Source organism: Halorubrum sp. Hd13, from assembly GCF_002252755.1.
Lineage (GTDB): Archaea > Halobacteriota > Halobacteria > Halobacteriales > Haloferacaceae > Halorubrum.
Genome location: NZ_NHOY01000028.1, coordinates 24,420 through 47,629, shown reverse-complemented (window position 1 = coordinate 47,629; position 23,210 = coordinate 24,420). Strand labels below are relative to the sequence as shown.

At 53.9% G+C, this 23,210-nt stretch carries 20 protein-coding genes and 1 pseudogene; 13 read left to right on the top strand and 8 right to left on the bottom strand.

What is annotated here, in order from left to right; genetic code table 11:
- Positions 1–358 (bottom strand): annotated as a pseudogene (locus tag DJ81_RS04125) (IS6 family transposase); the annotation flags it as partial.
- Positions 359–1,128: 770 nt separating this feature from the next.
- Positions 1,129–1,452: a hypothetical protein gene (locus DJ81_RS04120; RefSeq protein WP_094588608.1), complete on the bottom strand. Its 324-nt coding sequence runs from the start codon at positions 1,450–1,452 to the stop codon at positions 1,129–1,131.
- A gap of 1,054 nt (positions 1,453–2,506) precedes the next feature.
- Here DJ81_RS04120 and DJ81_RS18695 point away from each other — a divergent pair.
- Together DJ81_RS18695 and DJ81_RS18690 are read left to right on the top strand one after the other, a co-directional pair.
- Positions 2,507–2,713 carry a hypothetical protein gene (locus DJ81_RS18695; RefSeq protein WP_094558235.1) on the top strand — a complete coding sequence of 69 codons (207 nt, stop codon included), beginning with the start codon at positions 2,507–2,509 and terminating at the stop codon, positions 2,711–2,713.
- A gap of 830 nt (positions 2,714–3,543) precedes the next feature.
- Positions 3,544–3,903, top strand: a complete 360-nt coding sequence (locus DJ81_RS18690; protein WP_141212530.1) for a hypothetical protein — start codon at positions 3,544–3,546, stop codon at positions 3,901–3,903.
- 1,412 nt (positions 3,904–5,315) lie between these two features.
- Here DJ81_RS18690 and DJ81_RS18685 read toward each other — a convergent pair.
- On the bottom strand, positions 5,316–5,750 hold the full coding sequence (locus DJ81_RS18685; protein WP_141212529.1) for a hypothetical protein: 435 nt from the start codon (positions 5,748–5,750) through the stop codon (positions 5,316–5,318).
- Between the two features lie 712 nt (positions 5,751–6,462).
- Between DJ81_RS18685 and DJ81_RS04100 the strand changes: the two genes are divergently transcribed.
- The 6 genes from DJ81_RS04100 (at position 6,463) to DJ81_RS04075 (ending at position 10,767) form a co-directional block, all read left to right on the top strand.
- Positions 6,463–7,056 (top strand): hypothetical protein, encoded by a 594-nt coding sequence (locus DJ81_RS04100; RefSeq protein WP_094524302.1) that lies wholly within the window; start codon positions 6,463–6,465, stop codon positions 7,054–7,056.
- Positions 7,057–7,213: 157 nt separating this feature from the next.
- Positions 7,214–8,047 carry a hypothetical protein gene (locus DJ81_RS04095; RefSeq protein WP_094588604.1) on the top strand — a complete coding sequence of 278 codons (834 nt, stop codon included), beginning with the start codon at positions 7,214–7,216 and terminating at the stop codon, positions 8,045–8,047.
- A gap of 61 nt (positions 8,048–8,108) precedes the next feature.
- Complete coding sequence (locus DJ81_RS04090; RefSeq protein WP_094524304.1) at positions 8,109–8,561, top strand: helix-turn-helix domain-containing protein; 453 nt, start codon at positions 8,109–8,111, stop codon at positions 8,559–8,561.
- A 62-nt stretch (positions 8,562–8,623) separates the two neighbouring features.
- Positions 8,624–9,463: a hypothetical protein gene (locus DJ81_RS04085; protein WP_249269072.1), complete on the top strand. Its 840-nt coding sequence runs from the start codon at positions 8,624–8,626 to the stop codon at positions 9,461–9,463.
- A gap of 71 nt (positions 9,464–9,534) precedes the next feature.
- Positions 9,535–10,311 carry a hypothetical protein gene (locus tag DJ81_RS04080; RefSeq protein WP_094524306.1) on the top strand — a complete coding sequence of 259 codons (777 nt, stop codon included), beginning with the start codon at positions 9,535–9,537 and terminating at the stop codon, positions 10,309–10,311.
- Between the two features lie 69 nt (positions 10,312–10,380).
- Entirely contained in the window at positions 10,381–10,767 is a 387-nt protein-coding gene (locus DJ81_RS04075; RefSeq protein ID WP_094524307.1) for a hypothetical protein, read from the top strand.
- 652 nt (positions 10,768–11,419) lie between these two features.
- Here DJ81_RS04075 and DJ81_RS19060 read toward each other — a convergent pair.
- From DJ81_RS19060 to DJ81_RS19590, 3 genes are all read right to left on the bottom strand, one after another.
- Positions 11,420–11,584, bottom strand: coding sequence for a hypothetical protein (locus DJ81_RS19060; RefSeq protein WP_170938240.1), 165 nt, complete (start codon positions 11,582–11,584; stop codon positions 11,420–11,422).
- 83 nt (positions 11,585–11,667) lie between these two features.
- Positions 11,668–12,489 (bottom strand): IS5 family transposase, encoded by an 822-nt coding sequence (locus DJ81_RS04070; RefSeq protein WP_094588602.1) that lies wholly within the window; start codon positions 12,487–12,489, stop codon positions 11,668–11,670.
- A gap of 68 nt (positions 12,490–12,557) precedes the next feature.
- On the bottom strand, positions 12,558–13,958 hold the full coding sequence (locus DJ81_RS19590; protein WP_254921667.1) for a DUF6498-containing protein: 1,401 nt from the start codon (positions 13,956–13,958) through the stop codon (positions 12,558–12,560).
- A gap of 1,772 nt (positions 13,959–15,730) precedes the next feature.
- Here DJ81_RS19590 and DJ81_RS04060 point away from each other — a divergent pair.
- Together DJ81_RS04060 and DJ81_RS04055 are read left to right on the top strand one after the other, a co-directional pair.
- On the top strand, positions 15,731–16,069 hold the full coding sequence (locus DJ81_RS04060; RefSeq protein WP_094588600.1) for a type II CAAX prenyl endopeptidase Rce1 family protein: 339 nt from the start codon (positions 15,731–15,733) through the stop codon (positions 16,067–16,069).
- 262 nt (positions 16,070–16,331) lie between these two features.
- Positions 16,332–16,733 carry a hypothetical protein gene (locus DJ81_RS04055; RefSeq protein WP_094527142.1) on the top strand — a complete coding sequence of 134 codons (402 nt, stop codon included), beginning with the start codon at positions 16,332–16,334 and terminating at the stop codon, positions 16,731–16,733.
- Positions 16,734–17,149: 416 nt separating this feature from the next.
- Here the strand turns inward: DJ81_RS04055 and DJ81_RS04050 are convergent, their stop codons facing one another.
- The gene (locus tag DJ81_RS04050) at positions 17,150–17,569 is read right to left on the bottom strand and encodes a DUF5518 domain-containing protein (protein ID WP_094524310.1); all 420 of its coding nucleotides are present in this window, start codon (positions 17,567–17,569) and stop codon (positions 17,150–17,152) included.
- Positions 17,570–17,780: 211 nt separating this feature from the next.
- On the opposite strand from DJ81_RS04050, the gene DJ81_RS04045 reads away from it, so the two are divergent.
- The 3 genes from DJ81_RS04045 to DJ81_RS04035 all read left to right on the top strand — a co-directional run bounded on the left by DJ81_RS04045 (position 17,781) and on the right by DJ81_RS04035 (position 20,734).
- Positions 17,781–19,292, top strand: a complete 1,512-nt coding sequence (locus DJ81_RS04045) for a bacterio-opsin activator domain-containing protein (protein WP_249269070.1) — start codon at positions 17,781–17,783, stop codon at positions 19,290–19,292.
- Between the two features lie 147 nt (positions 19,293–19,439).
- Positions 19,440–19,784, top strand: coding sequence for a winged helix-turn-helix domain-containing protein (locus DJ81_RS04040; RefSeq protein WP_094524312.1), 345 nt, complete (start codon positions 19,440–19,442; stop codon positions 19,782–19,784).
- Positions 19,785–19,879: 95 nt separating this feature from the next.
- Positions 19,880–20,734 carry a CPBP family intramembrane glutamic endopeptidase gene (locus DJ81_RS04035; RefSeq protein WP_170938239.1) on the top strand — a complete coding sequence of 285 codons (855 nt, stop codon included), beginning with the start codon at positions 19,880–19,882 and terminating at the stop codon, positions 20,732–20,734.
- A 312-nt stretch (positions 20,735–21,046) separates the two neighbouring features.
- Here DJ81_RS04035 and DJ81_RS04030 read toward each other — a convergent pair whose 3' ends face one another.
- The gene (locus DJ81_RS04030; RefSeq protein ID WP_094528063.1) at positions 21,047–22,534 is read right to left on the bottom strand and encodes a sensor histidine kinase; all 1,488 of its coding nucleotides are present in this window, start codon (positions 22,532–22,534) and stop codon (positions 21,047–21,049) included.
- Between the last annotated feature and the right edge of the window lie 676 nt (positions 22,535–23,210).

Below are 23,210 nucleotides of genomic sequence, written 5' to 3'. Positions count from 1 at the left end.
CGTTTGTTCGTGTCGGTTCAAGCTTTGTGTGGAGCAAATCGTTTGAATCGGGATCGACAGCAGCGTACAGCCAGTATTGTTTATCGTCAAGCTGAATCACAGTTTCATCAACTGCAACGTGATTCGGGTTTCGACCAGATTCCGGCTGTAAATCGGCCTTGTGAACCCAGTTATGAACGGTGGATCGAACTCTTTCAACACCGAATACCTCAAGAAACGAAACAGTATTCGAAAGCGATAATCAAGCAAGGTGGAGCTGAATACTGAGCTTCATCAACAGCCGCGGTGTTGCCTCTCGCTCCACAAACTCTAAGTTGATCTCGTCTAAACAGCCGCTGAGGCGGTCGTTTTCGGGCATAGATCACTTTGAAAACGACCCGCCTCACTTTTCAATCCTTATCTGAACACTATCACTTCATCGCACCACTTTATGAAGTAGCTGAGGCGCGAATCTTGTGTCCGAATTGTTGAGTCTGTCAACTCATCTTTTCGAACCTGCTTGTACATCTCAAGGCCTTCTTCTGGAGTTAGGGGAAACAAGTCGTTCTGTGCAACCTCATCAAGTAGGGCAGCAACTTCTGCGCTGTCAATTTCAGTTGTAGTTCCTGTGTTTCCTTCATCATCTGGCGCTGAACTTCGGTCGTGGGGTGGGGGGCTGTTTCTGCGCAACGTGAATTATTATATCTCTCTCGCACTGCATCTGTATCTCAGTCGACTGAGTGGGTGAAACAATCTTCCATCCCGTCGGAGTACATCATATAAACTCCCCACTCAATCTCTCAACTACCGACCCAGTTTCTCAAAAGCTCTCTCCAAATATATTACCAACTGATATCTAAGATGGATTTTGGGGAGATCTGATCTTGAATAAACAAAATCGAGGCTGTTTAGACGACTCAGACAACGTGGGCCAGTATCCGTTTGGGTGAACGGAACGATGATTAAGTTTCTAAGCATCTGGTTCTGTTGAAATCCTCAGCAAGTGATATGTTCTGCTCCGATTACGGTCAATACAGATTAACAGTAGTAGTCGTCGTCAGCTGGATATTGCCCGCAAATCGAGACCAGCGAGCCGTGTTCGCGGCAGCGATTAGTGCAGCTATATCAACGATAACTGGATGACGGACATCATTGTCCACCATCTTCACTTCTGGAAACGCCACTCGTATCAAGCTCCGCAGCCTCCTCGAAGGCTTCCCGCTCCCGCTCAATTTCTTCCAAGGAATCACCAAGAAGAATCTCCGCAACTTCTTCAGAGAGCTCTCCGTGCTTGTATCGCTGGTGGAGAGTGATCTTCTCCTCGTCCGAGAGTACTTCTCGGAGTTTTTCTTGAAGACCCTGTCGAGCAAGCTCACTAACGTTGATCCCACCAAGACGCATCTGATCGACAATTTGAGTCGCCTTCTTCTCAGTTTCCCCCCGGAACTGGATTTTGTCGTTGTTTGTTGCCATCTCACCCTACATTCTCTCTCCACCGTAACAGATGTTGTGACACGCCATCTGTGTCAGTACAAATTCTCAGTGGTCAATACGCAGCTCTCATCGACCGGCTGTTTCAGGCGAGAATATATCTGAAGAATAGGATTTCAACAGAGCCTGTCCGTTCTAATCGCTCTTCTTGGAGTAGTCGCATACATTAGGTGGCGACCCCTTAGATGACTGAGCGCAGGATCGATATGTTCGCAGCACTCATCGACCGACTGTTTCAGGCGAGAATATGTCTAAAGAATAGGGTTTCAACAAAGCCAAGTGAGATGAATCTGCTTTGACCGCGCTATTCGGTCAGTAAGTGTCGAAAGCCCCCGGCCCACTCACAACCGCTGCGTGACGTCTCCTCGGTTGATTTGGCCACTCGAATAGTGGTCGCAGTTTGATGATTGAAACGACAGTCTCGTCCATCCAGCGCTGGCCGTATGATTTACCGCCCAATTGGGCGTTATGTGCGTGATCGTAGTGTTCAAACAGTAAATATACCGGTCGTGGAGTGTAACTCGCGGTTATGAACCCCTCTAGGTTAGTCGCTCTCTGCTTCTTTTTTGTCAGTGTCTTGTTGTTAGCTCAGGTCAGTGTCGGTGGAGAGTTACGATTCACCATCGGAACTGTGTTACAGCTGGCGGGTGGTTTATTTTTGTTACTGACTAGTCTCTACGGATTGGCACGGTATGAGGAGAATCCAATCGTCAGTGAGTATAACCCGCTAACGTATCTCCTGATCTCTGGCTTGTTACTCTGGGCTGTCGGATTACTCACGCAAATAGCCACAGTTTGAACCGAACAAGTTTACGTTGCCAACAGATCGATTGATCGTGAGTCATACTTGGTTGTGGTTGAATAACAACATTTGAATTTGTTGTAAACCTCTGTCGCTGATAGTTTACCAAGGGCTTGCTGCATACACAGTGTATATGTTGCAGTGCAGCGTGTCATAAAATTAGTTAGTTATCGTAGCGACGTTTCAGGACTGGTAACTCCTAGATTTAATACCGTGTGCAGATGTCAATCAGGTATGCCTGGTAGTGGTCGTTCGGATTCACCAGCGATCAGAGCCATCGGGACTATCGTCGCGCTGATTGCCGTCATCGGTTATTTGATTTTTGACTGGTCGTTCAACGGCTCTGCGAACACTATCCCTGCGGTTATTGGCATCATCGTCGCGGTCTCGGCCATCGGATGGACGCTATACAGCCGCGTATATTCAGATGGAGGACCATGATAAGGGCTGGCTTGAGTAGAGATGAGATTGCAAGCATCACAGTTATCGGCATCACCTTCGCCGTGTTCGCTTGGTATCGAACTGGATTGACCGGAATACAGCGATGGACAAACGCTATTATCGTGTTACTTGTGAGTGTCGCCGTGGCAACGGCTACAACTCTTGTCATAAAAAAATGGAATCCCAGGTGGTATCGTTCATGACTGGAAACATGCGTACTACTACCGGTGGTGATGCCAACTCGATACAACTGAACTTACAATAAAGCCTGTCATAGAATCGTTCTTAACAAATTTCCGCTTAGATATTTACTAAATTAACTGTTAGATAGGGCATGCGAATGGCCTGATTGCGATGGTTGCTCTCCGCCAGAGTGCCATCCACTAAATCGTGAAGCGGTCTTGTTGAAATCCTCCCCTTCAGACAGGTTCTTGCCTGAAAACCTGTTCCCCAAAGAATGTATCTCTAACGAAAGACACATTCACCCATCCACGGTGATTGTGGTATGGATACTCTGCGGGGTCTGTACCAGCGGCTTGACGATTGCGTACGTGGCCTATCTCGTGTTCCTTATGCCCTCCTCGTTGGCCTCGTCTCCGCTGTGGGTGTATTTGCTGTTAGGCTCCTACTGTCGGGTGATGGAAGTTTTGGGCCAGTATTGATGGGAATCACAATGGCTGTCGTTTACTACGCCTTTGATCCAAATGACGCGAGTTGATGCGACCTTTTCTTATACTGACCGAAGCTAGTTTAGAACGTATCACCTGCTGAGGATTTCAACAAAGCCCGTGAAGCAAAACGCATTAGTGATGCGTTTTGAACTGGCCTGTATGCCCTCCACTAGGCGACAGATGCTTGCCTCCGTTGGAGCGTCTCTCGTGGGAGTTGCCGGATGTCTGGAGTTGGGAGGTCCGAACTTGGTGATCGACAACGAGTTGAATCAGCGGGTAACCGTTAATATCGATATCACCAGAGCATCGGATATGCGGGTGGTCATGCGTACGGACCGCTCGCTCGGAGCCGAGGAAACGACGGCGCTCTCGTATCCGGTTGACGAATCTGGCGAGTATCGTATTCAGATCACGGCTCAAGAGGCGAACACCGGCGGCGAAACGACCGTCTCTGTCGATGAATCCGTTGTTATCCATGCCGCTCTCGGTCCCGACGGGGTGTCGTTCGAAACCCGATAGCGCTCAACCGACTACCATTCTGGGAGGTCGTATCTGTATCCCTTGTATTGACCACGGCCGGGTCAGAGTGTATCACCTGTTGAGGGCTTCAATAATGCCACAAAACTCGACTGTTTCGGGCGGCCCGGTCTGCATACAGGCCGTGTACGCAGCGAGTTAGCGATGGGTGGGGACCGATCTATCTTTCTTCGAGGAGAGAGTCCCGCCGTTCACGGCGGGCGTGAATCCGACAACGCCTCCACAACCTATGTTCAGCAACAATACGTATATTTAACTAACAGTGTATCGTAGCATGACGTACACCGAGGCGGTCACACCGCCCACTCAAATGCACAATATCGGGACTCCGAGGCCCAGAACGTTCGAGACACACTCTCGAACCGCTGTGGTGTCTCGGTCAAGATAACTCCGAGTCCCCTGCCGGGATAGGAGTAACGGCGGTGTGGCCCCGCCATCGGCCTGTCATGCCGACAGGCCGTGAACCAGCAAATATCCCACCCCAGCGGTGTAGTGCCGTGGGAAGCCTCGCCGTCGTCGGGCGTAGCCCGACTGCCTGAGGGAGCTCCCCTCCCTCTCCGTTTACGGCGAGGAGGAGGTCACCTTCCACTTGTCGCAGTCCAAGTCGCACTTGCCTTGACGGCGTTCTCGACCGTGAGTTGCGCTACTTCTGGCGGAGTATCTTCTCCGCCTGCTGGGAGGAACTGGAATCGTATAGCGTCCCCTGTCGAACCGAGCTGAGCGACAAGAGTAACGATTTCACCCTGATTAGCAGTGACGAACTCAGGACGAACGACCGTCGTTCCGGCGGCGATCTCGGTATCAAGTGAGGCGTCGTATTGATTCAAGTTCGTCTCTACCGAGACTGGGACAGCGTTTTTTTTCCTGTGTTCTCGACGAGGAGCGTTCCCCCCGGGTACTCGGATTCTTGATTGCTACCCGGAAGAATCTCTGTGCACCCGGATATTGAAACGACACCGAAACATCCCCCGATTGCCTGCAGATATCGCCGTCTCTCCATATCCATGACTCCAAACCGGGCAGTAAATGTCTTCATACACAGTGGTCATCGTTCGTTGAGGTAGTTCTCAGTTATTCCGTGGGCCCCTCCTCGCGGACTCGAACTACTGAGGTCGCTCTGCTGGATCGACGCTCTATATTTCGCACGTTGCTATTGACAGAAACTGAGGGGATCACGTGAACGCTACTGAATATGGGGCACGGGCCTTGTGTAGACGCTCCTGAACGCCTCGGTTAGTGGCTACGCAGGGCGAACAGAACCAGTCCCTGAGCGCCTCTCGACCAGCTCTCGCTGTGTAGACATCGGCCGTAGCGGACGATCTCCACCGCGTCTAAACAAGGCTTGGGGCACGTATACGGACGAATGCTTAGTTTCGTGCCGGTCTGGTTGATACTCAGGCAACCGTATTGGATTCTCCCGCAGTGACTTGGCGGCCCCGGCGGACGATAACGCCGACCCCGAATGCGAGTATCCCAAGTAATAGGCCCAACGGAATCCACATCTTCCACGCGCCGACTCCGTCGAATGACAATGGGAGTGCGACTGGGGATGGCTGGTTGCGGTAGAGCCACCAGTAGTATGTCAGTCTAGCTATCACCGGTGCTAATATCAGGAGTACGCTGATTGCGAGCCCACTATTGTCATAGGCCCACCAACTTGCCAGCCCGAATCCGACTATCACAAAACCTGGCTCAACGATTACACCCCCAGCAAGCGGCAGGAACGGAATAATTAGAACGAGCACAGATACTCCCGCCGCTGTGAGAACTCCCTGTAACGATCGCTTCTGGTCACTTCCCAGTAGTGCGGTCCGGAGGGCAACTTCCATACGCCCAGATCAATCGTGGATGGTATATCTCTTGCTCAGGCCCAGCCTTGTTTAGACCGGTGTCGATCGGACGAAACGGCCGCTATCCGAAAACGAAATGGAACAGAGGGGCTCTCATAGACCGGTCCTGTTCATTCAACATAAACGCTAACCTACGTAATCGGTAGCGTGGCTCTGTTGAAATCCTCAGAAAGTGATATATTCTGCCCCGGTCGCGGTCAGTACAGCTGAATCATAGACCATCAGCGTCTTTCAACAACCGCAGTAGTAGACCCAGAGTCACCACCATTGCGACGACGAACGTAATTGCGATAATAATAGTCCCTATACCGACCATACCTGCTTTCGAGGATATAGCATCAAGAAGATACTGACTCGGGGCCCCTCATTTCAGAACCATTCAGTGCGCAGTCTTCAGCGACTGGCTGTTTCAAGTGAGAATGTATCTGAAAAATGGGATTTCAACAGAGCCGGTAGCGTCTAAACACGGCTGAACGGTTGTTATCGGCGTGCACTTGATGCACGCACTCCTTAGGTCATAACGCTCTCAAAAGATACCTAGAGTGACTATAGCGTGTGAAGAGTTCTATGACATGACAGACTTCACGCTCGATAGCTTGCACGCCATGCCGGTCAGGTTCTGAAGATTTCAACAGATCTACCAACCAGAATGCCCTATATTTAAATGTTAGCTATGCACAATATTTTGGATATGGAGACACCACAGCAATACGGCGTTGCTGGTCTCGGCCTCTCTGGGAGTCAGTATACCGTCGAACAGACGGGACAGGACAAGAATCTTCAACCCGAATATGAAGGCAAAGATATCACCGGCGACACGATATTTCGCTGTACCTACAGTATGTATGAGGGGAAGGACACGTTTCCGTTCGTCGACGCCGACGGAAACGAGATGTTCACTGTAGAGGCCAGTGGCACCTGGGATATTGCTGGTGACTACGCACTTACCGATGGCCATACTGGAGAACCTCTCGTCATTCTGGACAACGATTTTTCGCTGTTCCAAGACACATGGCGAATCCGCGACGCGGAGGATGGGTCGCTCCTCGCAGAGATTACTTCACGTGGGGGGCTCATCACGATGGGTCGAAAACTCCTGCCGGTAGGACAGTTTATCGGGCATAAATTCGAGGTGACAGACCCGGACGGTAGTTCCGTTGGTTCCATTGAGAGCGACTTCGCAATTCGTGATCAATACGATATTTCGATCAGCGATAGCAGCTCGGTCCCCATAGATCCGATCGTGGCTGGGACAGTCGTTATAGACGCGATCCAGGGAAATTGAGCCATCACGGGGTATGTCAGAGCAAGTGGCCTATCGAATCGAAGTCGTGTGTTGCGTTGCCTCCATCGAAACAGTAGCTCCAGACGCTCAAGATGATTAAATATGGATTTGATACTACGTGCGGTCTAATACGCGACGGCGGTAATTCGTGGATACGATGGTCATACGCTCCGCATTCAAAGATGGATTCACCGCCCTCCGCGCGAATCCGATCCTGTTCGTTGCCGGTCTCCTCGTTGGGGGTGGAAGCCAACTGCAATACGTCGGTCAGCTGACCGACTCACCAGTTCTGTCAGCAGGCGTCTCACTGTCGTGGCTGGTTGTGTTTCCGTTCGTTCTCGGTGGGTTTATCGGAACTGCTCAGGCGGCAATCGAAGGGACAGACCCCTCACTCACCCGATTTTTCACTGCAGCGCGGACGCACTATTTCGCACTTCTCTTTGCAACGGTGGTGTTCCTGCTTCTCGTCCTCGGAACCGCTATCGGACTCGGATTGATCGGATTCGTCCTCGGCATTGTGCCGATAGCGCTCGCCGCGATTAACCGGACAGCCGGTCTCGTCGCAGGTATCGGGTCTATGATCATCTGGCTGGTGTCGATTCTCGCTGTCATTATGTTCGTACAGTTTTACGACACTGCGATCGTCCTTGAAGATCAAAGCGTTACTGATGCGTTCCGGAGAAGTATTGCGCTCGTCCGCTCGAACATCAAAAGCGTCGCCGGATTCTCGCTGGTGTGGCTGGTCTTGGTGAACGCCTTCTTACTCCCCGAATACTTGCTTCGGGTAACGCTAACAGACGCTAAACCGGTTGAGGTATTACCTATCGACCTCGGGATACCGATAGCAGTTCTGCTCCCGATCGGGATTACACTTTCCGCAGTCGGCTTCGCGTACTTCTATACGGTGTACACGGCCTACTACCTGCGACTGAGCGCTGTCTCACCTGCCGTTCCGGAAGCAACGAAAACACCTATCAACGACTACGCATGATGTTCTCGAACAGCTATCGATCGGATCAGGTCCCCGCAACCGCTATTTACAGAAGGTAACCATGGCACGACTCCTTCCGACACAAACCGACGCTGCCGTTGAGCGAAGCGATGCCCCGACGGTACTGAGCCTCGACGACGACGCAACACGAGACGTGATCGAAGCGTTATCGTCCGAAACCGCCTACGAGATCTTTCGACTGCTCAACGAGACACCGGCGACCCCAGCGCGGATCGCTGAGCAACTCGACCAGAGCGTACAGAACGTCCACTACCACTTGGAGAATCTCGAAGCAGCAGGGGTAATCGAAGTCACGGACACCTGCTATTCGGAGAAAGGCCGTGAGATGAGCGTCTTCGTCGTTTCCGAGGATCCGACGCTGCTCTTCCTCGGCACTAAAGACGATCGACCAAGTCTCAAACGCGCGTTCAAATCGTTCGCATCGCTACTCGGACCCCCGTCGATCCTACTTGCGGTCGGCGAATCGGTCTCACACCTCTTCACCGGTGAATGAGCGATCGTAACGACCGATCGATCCAAAATGCTTCTGTTGTCGACGACTCGACCGTCCGTGACGTGGCACCGACGATCAGAACGCAAGGTGATACCGACGGCTGCGGCTGCCTCAACTGCCGAAACATCGAGACAATCACCACGCATCGCACCGTCCTCGATACGTTAGTCTGGTCAGTTCGCCTGTTTCGGTCCTATCCGTCTATCCTCGGCTTCTCGGCCGTAATCATTCTCGCTAATCGACTCCTCGAAACGGAGAGTATCAATATACTTCCAGTACCTGCGATCGACATCATCGAGTTCGTCACAGCGTTCGCGTTCGTCTTTTTGATCCGAGCGTACGTTGCGACAATCGTTGCCGGAGAACTGACCAGTGATCGTGTGACGGCGCGTAAAGGACTCTCTCACACCGTTGCCCGAATCCCCGCGTTCGGTATCACCATTTTACTCGTCATCTTACTGGTAATGAGCACAGCCGCTGCCTCAGCCCCGCTCTTCGGGCTTCTCCTCGTGTTTCCCGGCAACCCTATCGAAATCGTCGGATTTCCTGCCGTTGCAGGGGTCGGCGCTCTCGTCGCCTTGGGTCCGCCTCTCCTGTTGTTATTCAAGTTCTGGTTCGCGTTGGAAGCGTGTGTCGTCGGTCATTACGGTCCCGTCGACTCACTCCGAATCAGTTGGCGCATTACAACGAACTACCGAGCGAAAATCCTCCTCCTCGTCCTGATCGCTCTCGGAAGCGGCGTCACTTTCTACCTGCCTTCATACGTCTTGCAGATCGGATCGGATCTCGGCCTGCTCTCCTCCCTCGTGAATATGATCGCAGCGAGTATCGGCGAACTACTCTCCGTCGTCTGGGCGAGTGCTTACGCACACATCTACGTTCAGCAGGTTATTACGGAGTAGCTGCGAATAAGACTAAAAACTCAGTATGATTTTCAGCCGTGCTTATACTATCATGGGGCGTAAGACGGAGTATGGCCCTCCAACTAGGTCGTGCGGTCAGCGATGGCATCAGACGGGTATTTACTCGAACCGGCGGAATCCTCTTCGTCGGGCTACTTGCCATCCAACTGCTCACTCAAACCGCAGTCAACAGCGCCGTGCTCGGCTTTCTTCCCTCTGAAGCAATGACGGAATTCGCTGGAAGCGGCGGGCTGGCACTGCCCGTCTCCGGAAGCGTCGGACTTGCACTGTTCGGCGTGACGAGCGTCCTCGGTGCGGTGTATTTCGTCGTGCTCTCACGCGCTTTCGCCCGGCCGCTCCGTGAACTATCGACGTTCCCCGCGGGATACGCCAACCGACTCGGACGCGCCACGTTCTCGGCGGTCATCGGCGGAACGGTCGTGAGCATCTCGGTAGGTATCGGCACCGTACTGTTGTTCCTCCCCGGGATATTCCTCGCGGCGTCGTTCATGTTCTTCATATTCGCTATCAGCGTCGAGGATCGCGGCATCTATGCAAGTCTCAAGCGGAGCTGGGGACTCGCTCGTGGATCGCGGCTCAAACTCTCCCTCCTCGTGATCCTGTCTGCCGTGTTCGGTGGGATCGTCGGCGGCGTTGCGCCGGTGTTGGACCTCGCAGGTCTTCCCCTCGTCGCCGACCTCGCTACGGTTGTTCTTACTACAGTCTTCTTCCTCCCCTTCTACGCCATCGTCGCGTCGGCGTACCTGCAAGTACGTGACGATCCCGGTGGTGGCGGTAGTTCCGAAACGATCGACCCGGTTGAGACGTCGCAAATGGCCGAATTATGAACTTCGTCTGTTAAATCTGATTTTCACTTTTGACCGGGTTATTGATCTCAGCGGTGGAACGGTTGATGTATGCCCTCCGCGACACGGCGCAATGTACTCGCACTGCTCGGCGGCGGAGTCGTCATCGGCTCGGCCGGCGGCGCGGTTGCGTACACTCAACCTGATCAGACACCGTTCGTGATTGTGAACAATCAGCTGCGTAGTGCGCAGGTGGTTACGGTGCAGATTCGCACTACCGACACGGGCGAGATACTCATGGACGATACACGGACGATCCCCGCAGGCGACGAACAGGGATACACGGATCTCGTCGCCGACAAACCCCTCTTAGTCACCGTACGAACCGATAACGGATTAGAGAAAACGTATAGTTGGAGCTCACCGGCCGGCAACAATGGGTTAGGGGTCGGGATCACCGCGGACGGGATCGGATTTGAGGTCGCCACCCTGTCATAACCCCCGTTTACACTGGCTTCGCGCTGTGTATCTCGCACAGCTATTGGAACACCTGCTTAAATAAGCAGAAGCTCCGGTGGCCAATATGCAATCCTGCAGCTCTGTTGACCGGGACTGGAACGGTATGTATCAGCCGATGAGGATCTCAACAGAGGCGCTCAACGTACAGGTTCCTATTGTCAGTAGCATCAGCTAGGTCGCTGAACTTGTGCGACTCGTAGTAATCCTCTATAGCCTGTAGCCACTACGACGCACGGAGGATACTTGCGATCGGCGTCTCAGTTCAAACAGCGGAAGGTAACCGAACCCTCTGGTAGTCACTCAAAACAACAGGAAAAGAGTGAATCAAGTCGGCATAGTGATAATGACGCATCTGAGTCGGACAAAGAGTCGGTAGATTCACAGGAAAAATCGACTCGGATGAAATACGCCGAGAGGTACGGCAATTCGTGGCCAGAAGACCGAAAACGCCGCTTCCTCAGAGAACATGAAGTTTCTTCAGAAGAGATGGGTTGGAAACTGAAAGAGTGGCTCTGTTGAAATACTTAAGAACTGATAGGATTGGCGTGGGAGATACAGAGGATGTAGTCAGCACAAGAGCTTCGATATCTTCTCTAAATGAATCCTGAATCAGCTGATAGAATGTGACTGCTTACTGATACATCCGTTCGAAAACAGACTGCGTAACGATTATAACGACGACGACAATCGTAAACCTCGACAACAGTCCAAAATCCGTCAATGCCCGTAGGGAGACAAGAACAACGAGGGCAACCACAGCAGAGGCGGCTAGTTTCTGGTTCTCGCGGGAGACCATATCGTACATCAACAGAATTGAATAAAATACCTACCGAAAAGTGGTTCCTCTGTACTGACCGATTCATACCCTGTATTGACCGTTCAGAGTGATCGGTCTATATTATGAATGAGACAGGCGATGGTGAGTTCCCAGAACTGTTTCCGCCAGCGTCGTGACCGGACAAACGCACCAAACTTCCGATTAAGCGTAGAGTTGACTGTCTCGGATTGACTCCGCTGGCCGTAGAGATCAGTGTCTAAGCGTGCGTTCCATGCCCGATGAAGTGACGTGAATTCACGATGTTTGATCAGTGGGCGAACCTCGTGTTGACGGCAAAGTCGTCTGATATTCTGGTCGTCGTAGCCTTTATGACCGAGCAGAATACCGACACTCTCGGGATTACGCTTGATCAACGACGGGGAAATCTGGCTATCGTGTTTCCGAGTCGTCGTCACGTGGAGATCGAGAATTGCGTTCACCTTCGCATCAACCAACAGCGTCACTTTGAGCTGCTGAATCGTGAGTTCAGCTCGTTTCGTATAATGTTTCGAGGCGTGACTGCGGTCACACCCTGACGCATCAATCCCGACGATTCCGTTTGTCGGGAGCAGTGTCGCTGAGAGAGTCAATAAGACTCGCCATACGACCATATCAAGTCGATTAAACGCCTTACAGAGCGTTGATGACGTAGGAAGTTCGGCTAATGCAAGAGTCCGGCGGATGCGTGGCATCTCGATCAGTTCGTCAAGCAGGTCACGGTAGGTCGTACTCTTCCGAACTTTGAGACACAACAGAACAACGTGTTGGAGAAGTGTGTAGCGGTGTTTAGAGAATTTCGAGGAGTATCGAGAGACCGCTCGACGCGCCAGATGGATCGCCTTCTCAGTAAAACGGAGAATCTGCGACTTCGGGAGGGGCTTCATCTCGTCGAATCACACGGCGAACATGTAACTCTCTGAGTATTTCAACAGAGCCACAGAACCCTAATTCATTAAATCCGCGTGAACATCGCATACAGGAGAACACCGATCAAAATCGCGAAAAACGGAGCCAGTAACAACAAAATCACAACCGCCTCCACTCCACTCACCTGCGAAGACACAAGAAGCATCGTCGGTACTCCGAGAAAAGCTAGTGTTAACACGAGCGCAGCACCCACAACTGCGGGGTCTTTGTCAGGTCGTCCCTCGTGCCTGACTGGCAAATCAAGCGTTTCAATCGCTTGATCAAGGTTAGGGACGGGGCCAAATTGGACCGTGTTTCTCGGTGTCGCATCGACGTTGGAGATCGTTAGCGTTCCCGTATCGAACAGTCGGTCAGGAATTGCATTCGCAATTTCAAATCGGGTTCGTGAGTGAACGGGGACCACCCATTGTGGTGCCTCAAGAACTGTATCATACGCAACCAGTGAATTACCGCGTCGCTGGTATTCGATGGTACCGTATCGGAGGTAGTAGCTGCCGACCCGGACCGCAATAATACAGAGAAGTATACAGAGACCGATACTGCCCCAGAAGATGTTCCCGGTGAAGATCGCGGCGATAATTCCGAAGATCAGAACCGCTACGCCACGATTAAAAACGGTTAGCAGTATCGCGCTGGTACTTCCGAGAAGTACCGCTTTCGGGCTGACCGTCACACGTGCCCGGATATCCCCGTCAGCGGGGTCAGATTCCGGCTGCGGACGACGGAGTTCATCGTCGTCACCAAACCGATCAAGAAGTGCTCGCAAGCCTGATGCGATCGGTCCAGTAGATTCCCCCGATACCGAAAGGATGGTTTTCACGAGCACAAATCCACTGAGCACAGCGACACCTGCCGCCTGACTCGCTGTCAGTCCGACCATCCCGAGTAGCATCATCGCCATCGTGAGCTGGGTTGGTCGCTGAAGAATCTCGCGGGCAGACACCGTCTCGTACTCCCCGGTCTCGAGATAGCCGACACGAAACTCGATTACCTGCGCAATCAACAGCGCACCGATGCTCACACCGACCGGCCATGAAATTGTTATTCCGGTTTCGACCGTAATCCATGACAGGAGCGTGATTGGGACGATAGTAGATATCCAAAGGCCGAGGATAGATAGCGCAAACGGCACGTTTCGTGGATACACCGGTGGAAGCGTCGGGAGTAAATGCCATCCACCTCGTTTGTGTCGTAACTCATGGAGCGGCTCCCGCTGTCCAACGAGATCAGGCGAACCTTGCTTCGCGAACAGCGATTTTAACGCACCGAGAAGGACCGTACTAAAAGCCTCAATCCAGTAGAGCGCCAGGAGGGTCCAGATATTCCAGCCGCTGATGAGTACGCCGGCTAGGGGAATCATATTTGCTGCGATAATTGCGAAGTCGGAGGTCGTTCGGTGCGGTACTGTGGAGGGCGCACTCCGCATATTATGGCGAATACAGGTCTGAGAAATTCAACCTGTGGGAATACACTCGCAAATTCAGATATATAAGTTAATATATCATTTCTTGCTGATAAGTGTCGTGGACAATCGCCGCCACGATAATAATAGGACAATCACCCAGAACAGGGTCCAGATGTTCACAAGCAGCGGCGAGCCGAGTAGCCCCTCACTAGTCAAGACTCCAGATGCGAGCAGTGGGTTTGCGATTCGCAGTACGACAACGAGGAATAGAACAAACGGAAGGAGAAGCATCCCAGTAAAAATGATCCACCGCCGTTTCTGTGACAGTACACTGGCGGCTCGGTATAGTGGGGGACCAATAAGTAGCAGAACGATGCTGAGGCCGACGGCGAGGCGCACTGCTGGATCAGCGGTCGGGAAGGCTCCACGCAGGATGACCATTTCGTCACCTCCGGACTGCGCCACAGTATACAGCCGACCGAAGGGCATTGTCGCGAAAACAAGACAAAATCCTACAGACCGTTTGACCGGTGACTCTGTCGGATTCAATAACCGATACCCGATCCACATCAACCCGTAGCTCCAAAGAAGTCCCGCGAGTGGTGCCAAAACAATCTCCGGCGTTTTCGAACAAGCAAGCTGCCAACTGTTGAAATTTCGTGGTCCCCACGCGCCACAAATGAGACGACCGACTCCCGTGTGCGCGATCTCATGGACTTCGTTGTGTACAAAGAGTAACGCCACGAAGGCGATCGCCCAGCGGCTATCTCCATTGAAGGATAGTGGTTGCTCAGAGTTCATGAATGGTAGCCGATCCTCAGCACTGTACCTCCGTTAGTGACTGCCTGTCTACACTGAGAGCATGTGATCTTCGGGTGACAGCGGCAGAGTAGTTAATTTGATTAGAACCACAGCAACCTACACCGATTATCAAGTAACAAACGGTTCTGCGAAGAGACGGTGGCTGATAATGTTCCAGTATCATGTGTTTCTATACGATAATCGGGTTAATAATGGCTAATAGGGTGTTTCAAGTGCGGAAACGTAGAATTTGATAGTATATATCTGACCCGGTGAGAAGCAGGATAAGCGGACTTTGACATCCTCCCCGCCCTGAAGGGCGAGGATTCCCTCGTGGGGCATCGGGCCGTTCCCAAGCCCCCGAGGGCAACTTCCTCCCACGAAGGGAGTACCGGGTTCGTGCGCTCCACGTCAGGGCGGTGAGCGCGTGGTGACGCTGACTCGTTGCGAGTCGCCCTGCTTGTGGCGTTCCCTGCGCCCAGTCCCAAACGGACTGTGCGAACGCGAGGACTCACGCCCCTCGTTTCGAGGAGCGTGACACGGGTCGTGCCATCGACCGTACTCCGCCACACAGCTTCGTGGCGAAGTGCAACCGCGAACGGGGCGTGTTTTGGTTAAGCCGTCACCCCCTCCCGTACACGAGCATTACTGCCCGTCCCAGCGGGGTTACGGGTTCTGTGAGGACGGCGAACGAGTCTCAACCACGCACTCCCCACCTCGTTGTGAACCGAAGTGGTGGGCGTGGAACCGTCCGTGTCGGCGGGAAGCGACCCCGAGTCTTCCGATTGATACTTTACGCGATTGGCTTGCTACTATGTTCGATGCCGGGCTAGTTGATGATGTCGGTTGTGTAGGGTTTGTCGGATTCATTCCCGCGCTAAAGCACGGGGCTTTCTCCTTGATTTCCGTAAACCTGAAAGTCCCACCGCTCGGGATTCTTCTGTGTTTACATTTGATGGCGTGACGACTATAATCCGCTGGACCGGATTCAGATGCCCTCAGTTGAAGGGATTGCGTGGATTGGCTTCATACCGATCGGGTACGAGATGGCGGTGCGAGCGGTGACCCCGGTATTGCCAATGCTCGGGTTGAGCTACACCACGCACGGTGGCACTGCGACGTGGCGGGTATTCTTCGACCACCCGGAGATCATTGTCCCGGGATTGGTGATCATGTTCGCAGCTATGACACCCATGGAAGAGATCCTATACAGAGGGGTAGTCCACGATGCGCTGGAACCGGCGATCGGATCGCCCTGTCGGGTGCTTATCGGCGGTCTCCTTTTCCGTGGAATACATCTGTTCGACTCTGTTGAAATCCTCAGTAAGTGATATATTGATCCGGTCGTGGTCAATACAGGGGACTCATACACCAGATTAGACGAAATATTTGGCTCTGTTGAAATGCTTATAAAGTGACAAATTTTTTGATTCGGCGTAGTCGTACAGCATGTATATTCAGCGGAGTACCTTTGACAACGGTGGGCGTCACGAGAGACGGACTAGTCGGTGTCGTAGAATGTAGCCAATTTGGATGAACGGACTCATCTCGTGTGGCGAAATTTTATGTTTTCATCGTTCTTGACCGCAATTTGTGACCGAACAGCCCTCCAATACTGAGATAGATATCGGACTTATTGCCCAGACGATCTTCGTTCTCGCAGTGGTTATCGGCATCCCTTCGGCGTTTGCGCTCGATGGACAACTCCGCTCTCTCACCTTCGTAATCCTAGCCGTCCTGCTGCTCGTAGGCTTTCTCGTCGTCGGTTACCGCCACGCACGCCGACAGAAGTCTCTTCACCAGCACATCGCTTTTTTGATAGTTTGGTTCGGTGGTTTCGCTCTAGCGGACCGGCTCGCCCGCATAGCAAGCAGCCGGCTCCCAGAGCCAATTCCATACCTCTTGGCGATAGGCGTCACGCTCGGTGCACTGTGGGCCGGTTCACGGCTTGCTTACGGTGGTGCACTGACTCGGGCAGTGTTTGGGTCAGACTGAGACTTCAGTAGGAGACTGAACTGGTAAGTCGAGGTTCGGATACTCCCAATATAAGCGTTCTATGTCGCATTCACAGACACGTTCTGTCGGTTAGTTCGGGATCTAGATGGTGAAATATCGTAGCCCCCGGCTGACTGTATCCTCTCTATTCGGCACGCGATACTTGTCAGTTTCAGAGGATTTCAACAGGGCCATCTGTTCTTTTCGGGTGGGATTGTGTCAATACTCCTCACGAGTATTTTAGCTATCCTTGCGGCTGGTGCCTACGAGCGGACAAAAAATGCGACTGTGCCAATCACGGCGCACGCAGGCTATTGGCTCATGTTCACCCCTATTTAGCTGGAGTTGGGGGCGAAGTCATCCTTTTTAATTAACAAGCCGGGAGCAAAGCAAGCGAACAACTCATTATCACTTGATCACGATGCTTGGTCGACTCCGAAACCACCGACAGTGTTTGCTGCCCAGCCACCAATCCGACCAAAAATAAGGCCGAACACCGGCGAGAGACACAGAATCATCACGACGGCGATAAGGAAGAACACGATCGTGTTGAGTGACCACGCTACAGCCGTGGCTTCTGTAAGGATAAATCCAGATACCGCAACCACACCACCTAGAAAGCCAGCACGGAGCCCAGCAGCACTCGGCCCTACCGAGCGCTTAGCTGCGATGGCGCCCGCGACCATTGGCCCAACTATTATTGCCCCGCCACCAGCAGTCGCTTCAGAGTTCGGAAGCCAATTTATTACAGCAGTTGCGGGTAGTGCAGCTATTGTTCCGAGAATCACAACGCGCCAGGTTTGAGAAATTCGGCGGCCTTGGGTGTTCGAGGGCATACCCTGTATTCTACAACTATACATATAATCCACTTCTTGGGTTGCTGACTCTGAAACAACGACAGAACAACACCGGTGTCAGTGACCAGTATCTAAGTTGTAAACTGCGGTTTAACCGGACAACACGTATAACTAGCCGACGGGAAAACACAGATAGAACGAGGAGGTCCCTACGTGAATGGAGTTGGAACATCGTCTCGCAGAAGCACCGATGGGAGTTATCACCGTCCGAGATGGGGTGGTGTGCGCGTGGAATGATCGGGCGGCCGATATCCTTACAACTGACACACCTGACGGTGAGCCAATTGCTGGGGTGTTTCCCCAGTCGGTCGAAGGGTCGCTCACAAAGGCGTTCGAAGGGACATCGATATCTGATGTAGCATTCGAAGAGTACTATCCAGAAGTCGACCGCTGGCTGTCAGTGTCAGTTGTTCCTGACGACGATGCGGCAACTGTCTACGTTACCGACATCACTGAAAAACGCACCAACAAGCAAACGATCGAACGGCTTCGTTCGGAGTCCGAGCGGGCCGAAATGGTCGATACTCTGATCGCCGACGTGCTTGAGGGGTTGGTCGGAGCTACGTCTCAGGGCGCGATCATGGAGACTATCCGGGACCAACTGGGGACATCGGACCAGTACCGGTTCGTATGGACCGGTGAGTACGCCGTCGACGGCGACGAACTCGTTATGAGCGGCGTTGCGGGTGAGCAGGGAGAACTGTTCCCGGCGGTCCGCGAGGCAGTGAAAAGTGGACAGGCTACCCCGGAACGGCGAGCGGTCGAACAGCAGCGCCCCAAACTGGTACAATCGTTAAGCGAGAATCCATCAGTCCCGGACGCGGTTCGTGCCGCTGGATTCGCGGACGGAGTCCAGTCGGTGTTCGCGCTCCCGTTAGTGTACGGCTCCAGCGTGTACGGCGTTGTCGGTGTCTATGCGGGAACCGAAACCGCATTCAGCGATCACGTACAGGCCAGCTTTGAGACACTCGGTGAACTAGCAGGGTACGCGATCAACGCGACACAGAATCGGAAGCTATTGTTTTCCGACACCCTCACGGAGGTTACGTTCGGGCTCACAGAGAACTCCCCGCTGGTACGTGTGAGCGACACCTGCGAGGCGGAACTCACGCTTGAGGGGACCGTAATGCCGAGTGAGACTGGTCTCACGTGTTTCCTATCAGTATCGGGTTCCGATCCGGACACCGTCGTTGAGACCGCCGAAGCGCTACCGAGTGCGCAGGATGGTCGTGTGATTCGTCAATCGGACGCTGAGCGCGGCCGGATCCAGGTGACGCTGGGTGAGGAAGTTCCGCTCGTTGCGGCAATCAACCGTGGTGCGACGATACAGACGGCGGTGTTTAACGGCGATGACAGTCAGCTGATCGTCGAACTGTCTCCCGACACGAACGTGCGTCGGGTGGCAAACGTGCTCGACGATGACGGACCGGCACCCGTTCTCGCACGACAGGACAAAACCCGCTCGCCGACGACCACGCGGGAATTTCGAAACGATCTGAACGACCGGCTTACTGACCGACAGGCGACCGTCTTGCGGACGGCCTATCTCGCGGACTACTTCACCTCCCCGCGTGGAAGTACGGCCGAGGAGGTTGCGACATCGCTCGGAATCACCGGATCGACGCTGCTCCACCACCTTCGGGCGAGCCAGCGAAAGCTGCTGGACGCGTTCTACGACGAACACGACGACAGTAGCGGATAGCGGTCGGGATTCGCCGGGTCGCGGCCAATCGACATGCGGCCGCTTGCTCTCACACGAAGGGGAGTCTGGATAGTTAGATATCCTCGCTGCGGAGACTCTGAATACTGAGCATATTCCACCAAGCGTGTTCCGTTACATCGTAGCCACATGGCAGTGCGACACAAGTCGCGCGGCGACCGGACTGAGGAACCGACAGACGAGCTATCGACCGAAGAGCTGCTCGACCTCTTCGGCGACGAGTACACCCGGCGAGTGTTCGAGGCAGTCTCCGAGCAGCCTCGCGGCGGACGCGCCGTCGCGCAGGCGGCCGATGTCTCGCGGCCGACGGCTTACCGGCGTCTCAATGAGCTTCAGGACGCCGGACTGGTCACGAGCGAGTGTTACGTCGCACCTGACGGCCACCACCGAGAGCAGTTCAGCGCCTCCGCGCAACATCTCTCCGTGTCGCTCGATGGTGGTGACATCGACGCGACGATCAGTCTGAGCTGCTAAGTCGAAAAGCGATTTACGCCGAACAGATGAGCACACGCTTGCGACCAGTCAGTCGTATCGGGTCCGAGGTATCGGTCAGCGGGGCGGTGGTGCGAGTGGTCGTAGCAGCGGTGATGTTCGTCGCGACATTTGCCGCTGTAGGGCTGGTACTCGCTCAACTCTCAACTCCGGACGTGTTGACTAACCTTCCGAATCAACTTCCAATGCTTTGTGGGGTAGCAGCGGTGGTACTCGTCATATCCTACGCGTTCGAAACTACCCCCGCCGCGTACGGGCTCTCTCTGGGTCGGCAGTGGCTCAATGATTTCGCCGGCGGTGCCGTAATCGGCGCGCTGTTTCAGGCTGTTTCGACGGCCGCGATTCTCGCTACCGGGAGCGGGAGGATCGTTAGTTCGTGGTCAATGGGGGTTTTCAGCGACCCTGTGACCGTCGGACTCGCGATCGGAGCGACGGCCGCTGCGTTCGTTATTGTCGGGTTGTGGGAGGACTTCATCTTTCGAGGCGTACTGATCCGTGAGCTCGTTGTCGGGCTTACGTCTCGCCAGGTCTCGAGGCCGGCTGCCACGGGGAGCGCGGTCGTCGTATCGGCTCTCGTGTTCGGAGCGATTCATTTGAACGCTGGCGCGGCGGGACTCTCCGCGTCGGTTGCTGTGGTACAGGCGGTGGTCGGAGGGCTGTATTTCGGTCTCGCGTACGTGCTCACCGACAGTCTCGCGCTTCCGGTCGGCATCCACTTCTCGACCAATCTCTGGACGTCGGTCGTATTCGGGCAACCGGAGAGCGGGTATCCGGCGGCGTTCCGACTCACCCGACCGTTCGATCTCGGTGCCGATCTCATCGTCGTCTTACTGCTCCCGACGGCCGTACTCATCGTGGCGATTATGTTGTGGGTTCGAGTCACGCGGGGTGAAGTTCCAGAAGCGTCACTCCGGCCAGTCGGGGAACGTTGATATCGGGGTCGAGGTGACAGATCGCATGACGGATGCGAAGCCGCACTTCGATCGCACCCCCGTTCACTTCGCACGGCACTCATCGCTGTGGCGACCTCAGTTCTCACGACGGGACTCGTCATCGCCGGTGAAGACGGAGTAGGATTTCCGATGTTTGTTCTCACGCTCTGTATCTGTGCGTATGCTTTCATCTCGCCGCTATTCGGCAGACTGTAAGCAGGTGACGCTCTTCAGGGCGCAGACAACAACGCGCTACCAGTCCGAGTGAGCCTAGAGAGATACATCGAGATTGCGGGTTAGACGGGTCCACACTCAGTTCGGAAACTCAATGACAGCAGCCGTGCCACCGAGGTGACTTGGTTTGAACTCCAACGTCCCTCCGACGGTCTGGATTGCCCAGTTCGCGCCCCACAATCCGAAGCTACTCCCGTGAGCAAGATCCTCCTCGGTACCGGACTCAATGACGTCGAGTTCAGTTTGTGGGATACCAGGACCGTCGTCTGCGATAACTACTTGTACGCCGCTCTCGTCCCGTGAGCCGGTGATTTCGACGCGTGGCGGCGTTCCGTCGCTGTGTTCAATTGCGTTCTCGACAAGTTGTTCAATCGCGTACCGGCACAGACTAGGGTCGGCATCAAGGGTCACAGTAGGAAGGGTGACGCTCGTTTCAGCCTCACCAGTGGAGTCGGTCACGTCGGCAACGACATCATTGACTATCTCCTGAAGCGGCGCCTCTGTTTGCTCCGGTTCGGAGCGTTGCATCAGCGTCTCGAGCCGGCGAGCCTCGGTACTGAGTTGGTGAAGTTGGTCAGCACTTCGGACGATCGGCGTGTTCTGCGTCTCCTCGGCGTGGGCTTTGATAACATCAAGTCGGTTGCGGAGATTGTGTCGAAGGACTCGGTTGAGTACTTGAAGCCGTTGCTGTCGGATTTCCCTGTCAGTCACGTCGAACAATGTGATAGTGAGACCGAGGAGCTCATCGCGGTCGTTTCGAAGCTCAGTGATGCGAGGATCAAATTGGCGCTGTCCGTTCGTGGTTTGACATCGAATTGTCTCGCGTTCCGTGAGTAATTCTACGCCAAAGTCAGTCACCTCGCTGATCTGTACACCCGCGCCGATAGTGCCAAAGTGATCTTCAGCCGCCGGATTGACGCGAGCAACACGCCCGTCGCGATCAACGACGAATACCGCCTCATCCATTCTGTTTACTACCGCACGTTCTCCGAGCGTGCCGGTTCCAGGACGATCTGAGAGAATGGAATATCGGGACATACCGAACCAGATCACGACAGCTACCAATCCCAACCCCGTTCTAGCTAAGATGTCATTGAGCCACGGAGTAGACGGGCGAGTGGTTTGGAAGACCAGCAACGGGATAGCGACTGGCGCAACGGCCAGCAGCCCGTCTCGCCAGGTGAACCGATCGTGACGGCGCGACGTTGACAGCACTAACCACATCGCGGCAAAGGCGATCGCTAAAAGCGATAAGAGGAGGACAGACGAGGTGACACTCAGTAGTTGCCGCTGCCCCATAGCGAGGTTGAGCGGGTTATACAGTGCGATAGATTCGAGCCCGACGATCACAAAGCTGAGTCCGGCCGCAACAGTAATGCGACGACGCGTTACCAGCGTTCCCCGGCCCACGTATCGAAGCGCGAATACCGTCCACGGGAGGACGATAGCAGGAAATAGCAGACCCATAGTGCGGTCTGCTGCGGAGTCGACCAGCTGGACGCCAATCGTTTCGAACACGAGGACGCCAGCGTAGACGAATCCAGAAGCACCGAATAGCAGAGACATGACACCAAACGGAACGGCCAAGTCGGCATATGCGCTAGCTGCCGGCCCTCGCCGTTGGAGTGCCACAGACCCGGCGATGATACAGGCAAGCCCGGCGAGTACGGGGACCAGCAAGCGACCCGCCAGTTCGACAGTGAAACTGACCACGGATAGTGTACTATTATACTTCGATCAACCTGTTAATGATGGTATTTTCGAGTGGTGCGTTGATTTACACAGAAGTGTTTGCCGAGATCCCAGTTGCCTCACAGTCCCCTATCATTGCCGGCTTCTGACTCGATGAGCACCCACAGTATGATCGTTGTTAAGAAGGATAGCACGACGCCACTGGTCGGAGAGAGGATCACCGCACCCAAAACGAGCGAGGTGATCATCCAAAGTACAATTCCCGCTCCCCGATGTCGCATGACGGTAGATTGGTAAGTAACCCGTTATGCCCGTCGGAGAGTGTCTGTCCCAGAAACAGGCCAATTCAACTAATCTGTTCGGAGTGATTCCAACCCAGAAACACGCCGACATCAATATATCAGCACATACTGATGATCTGGTATGTCGCAATCAGCGAATGTATTCCGCAGTCCGGTCGTTCGTTGGGGCATGCCCGCTGTGACGGCCACTATTATCGCAGCTATCGCGTTCCTCGTCGTCGAAGATCAGATACTTAGATTAGCGATGT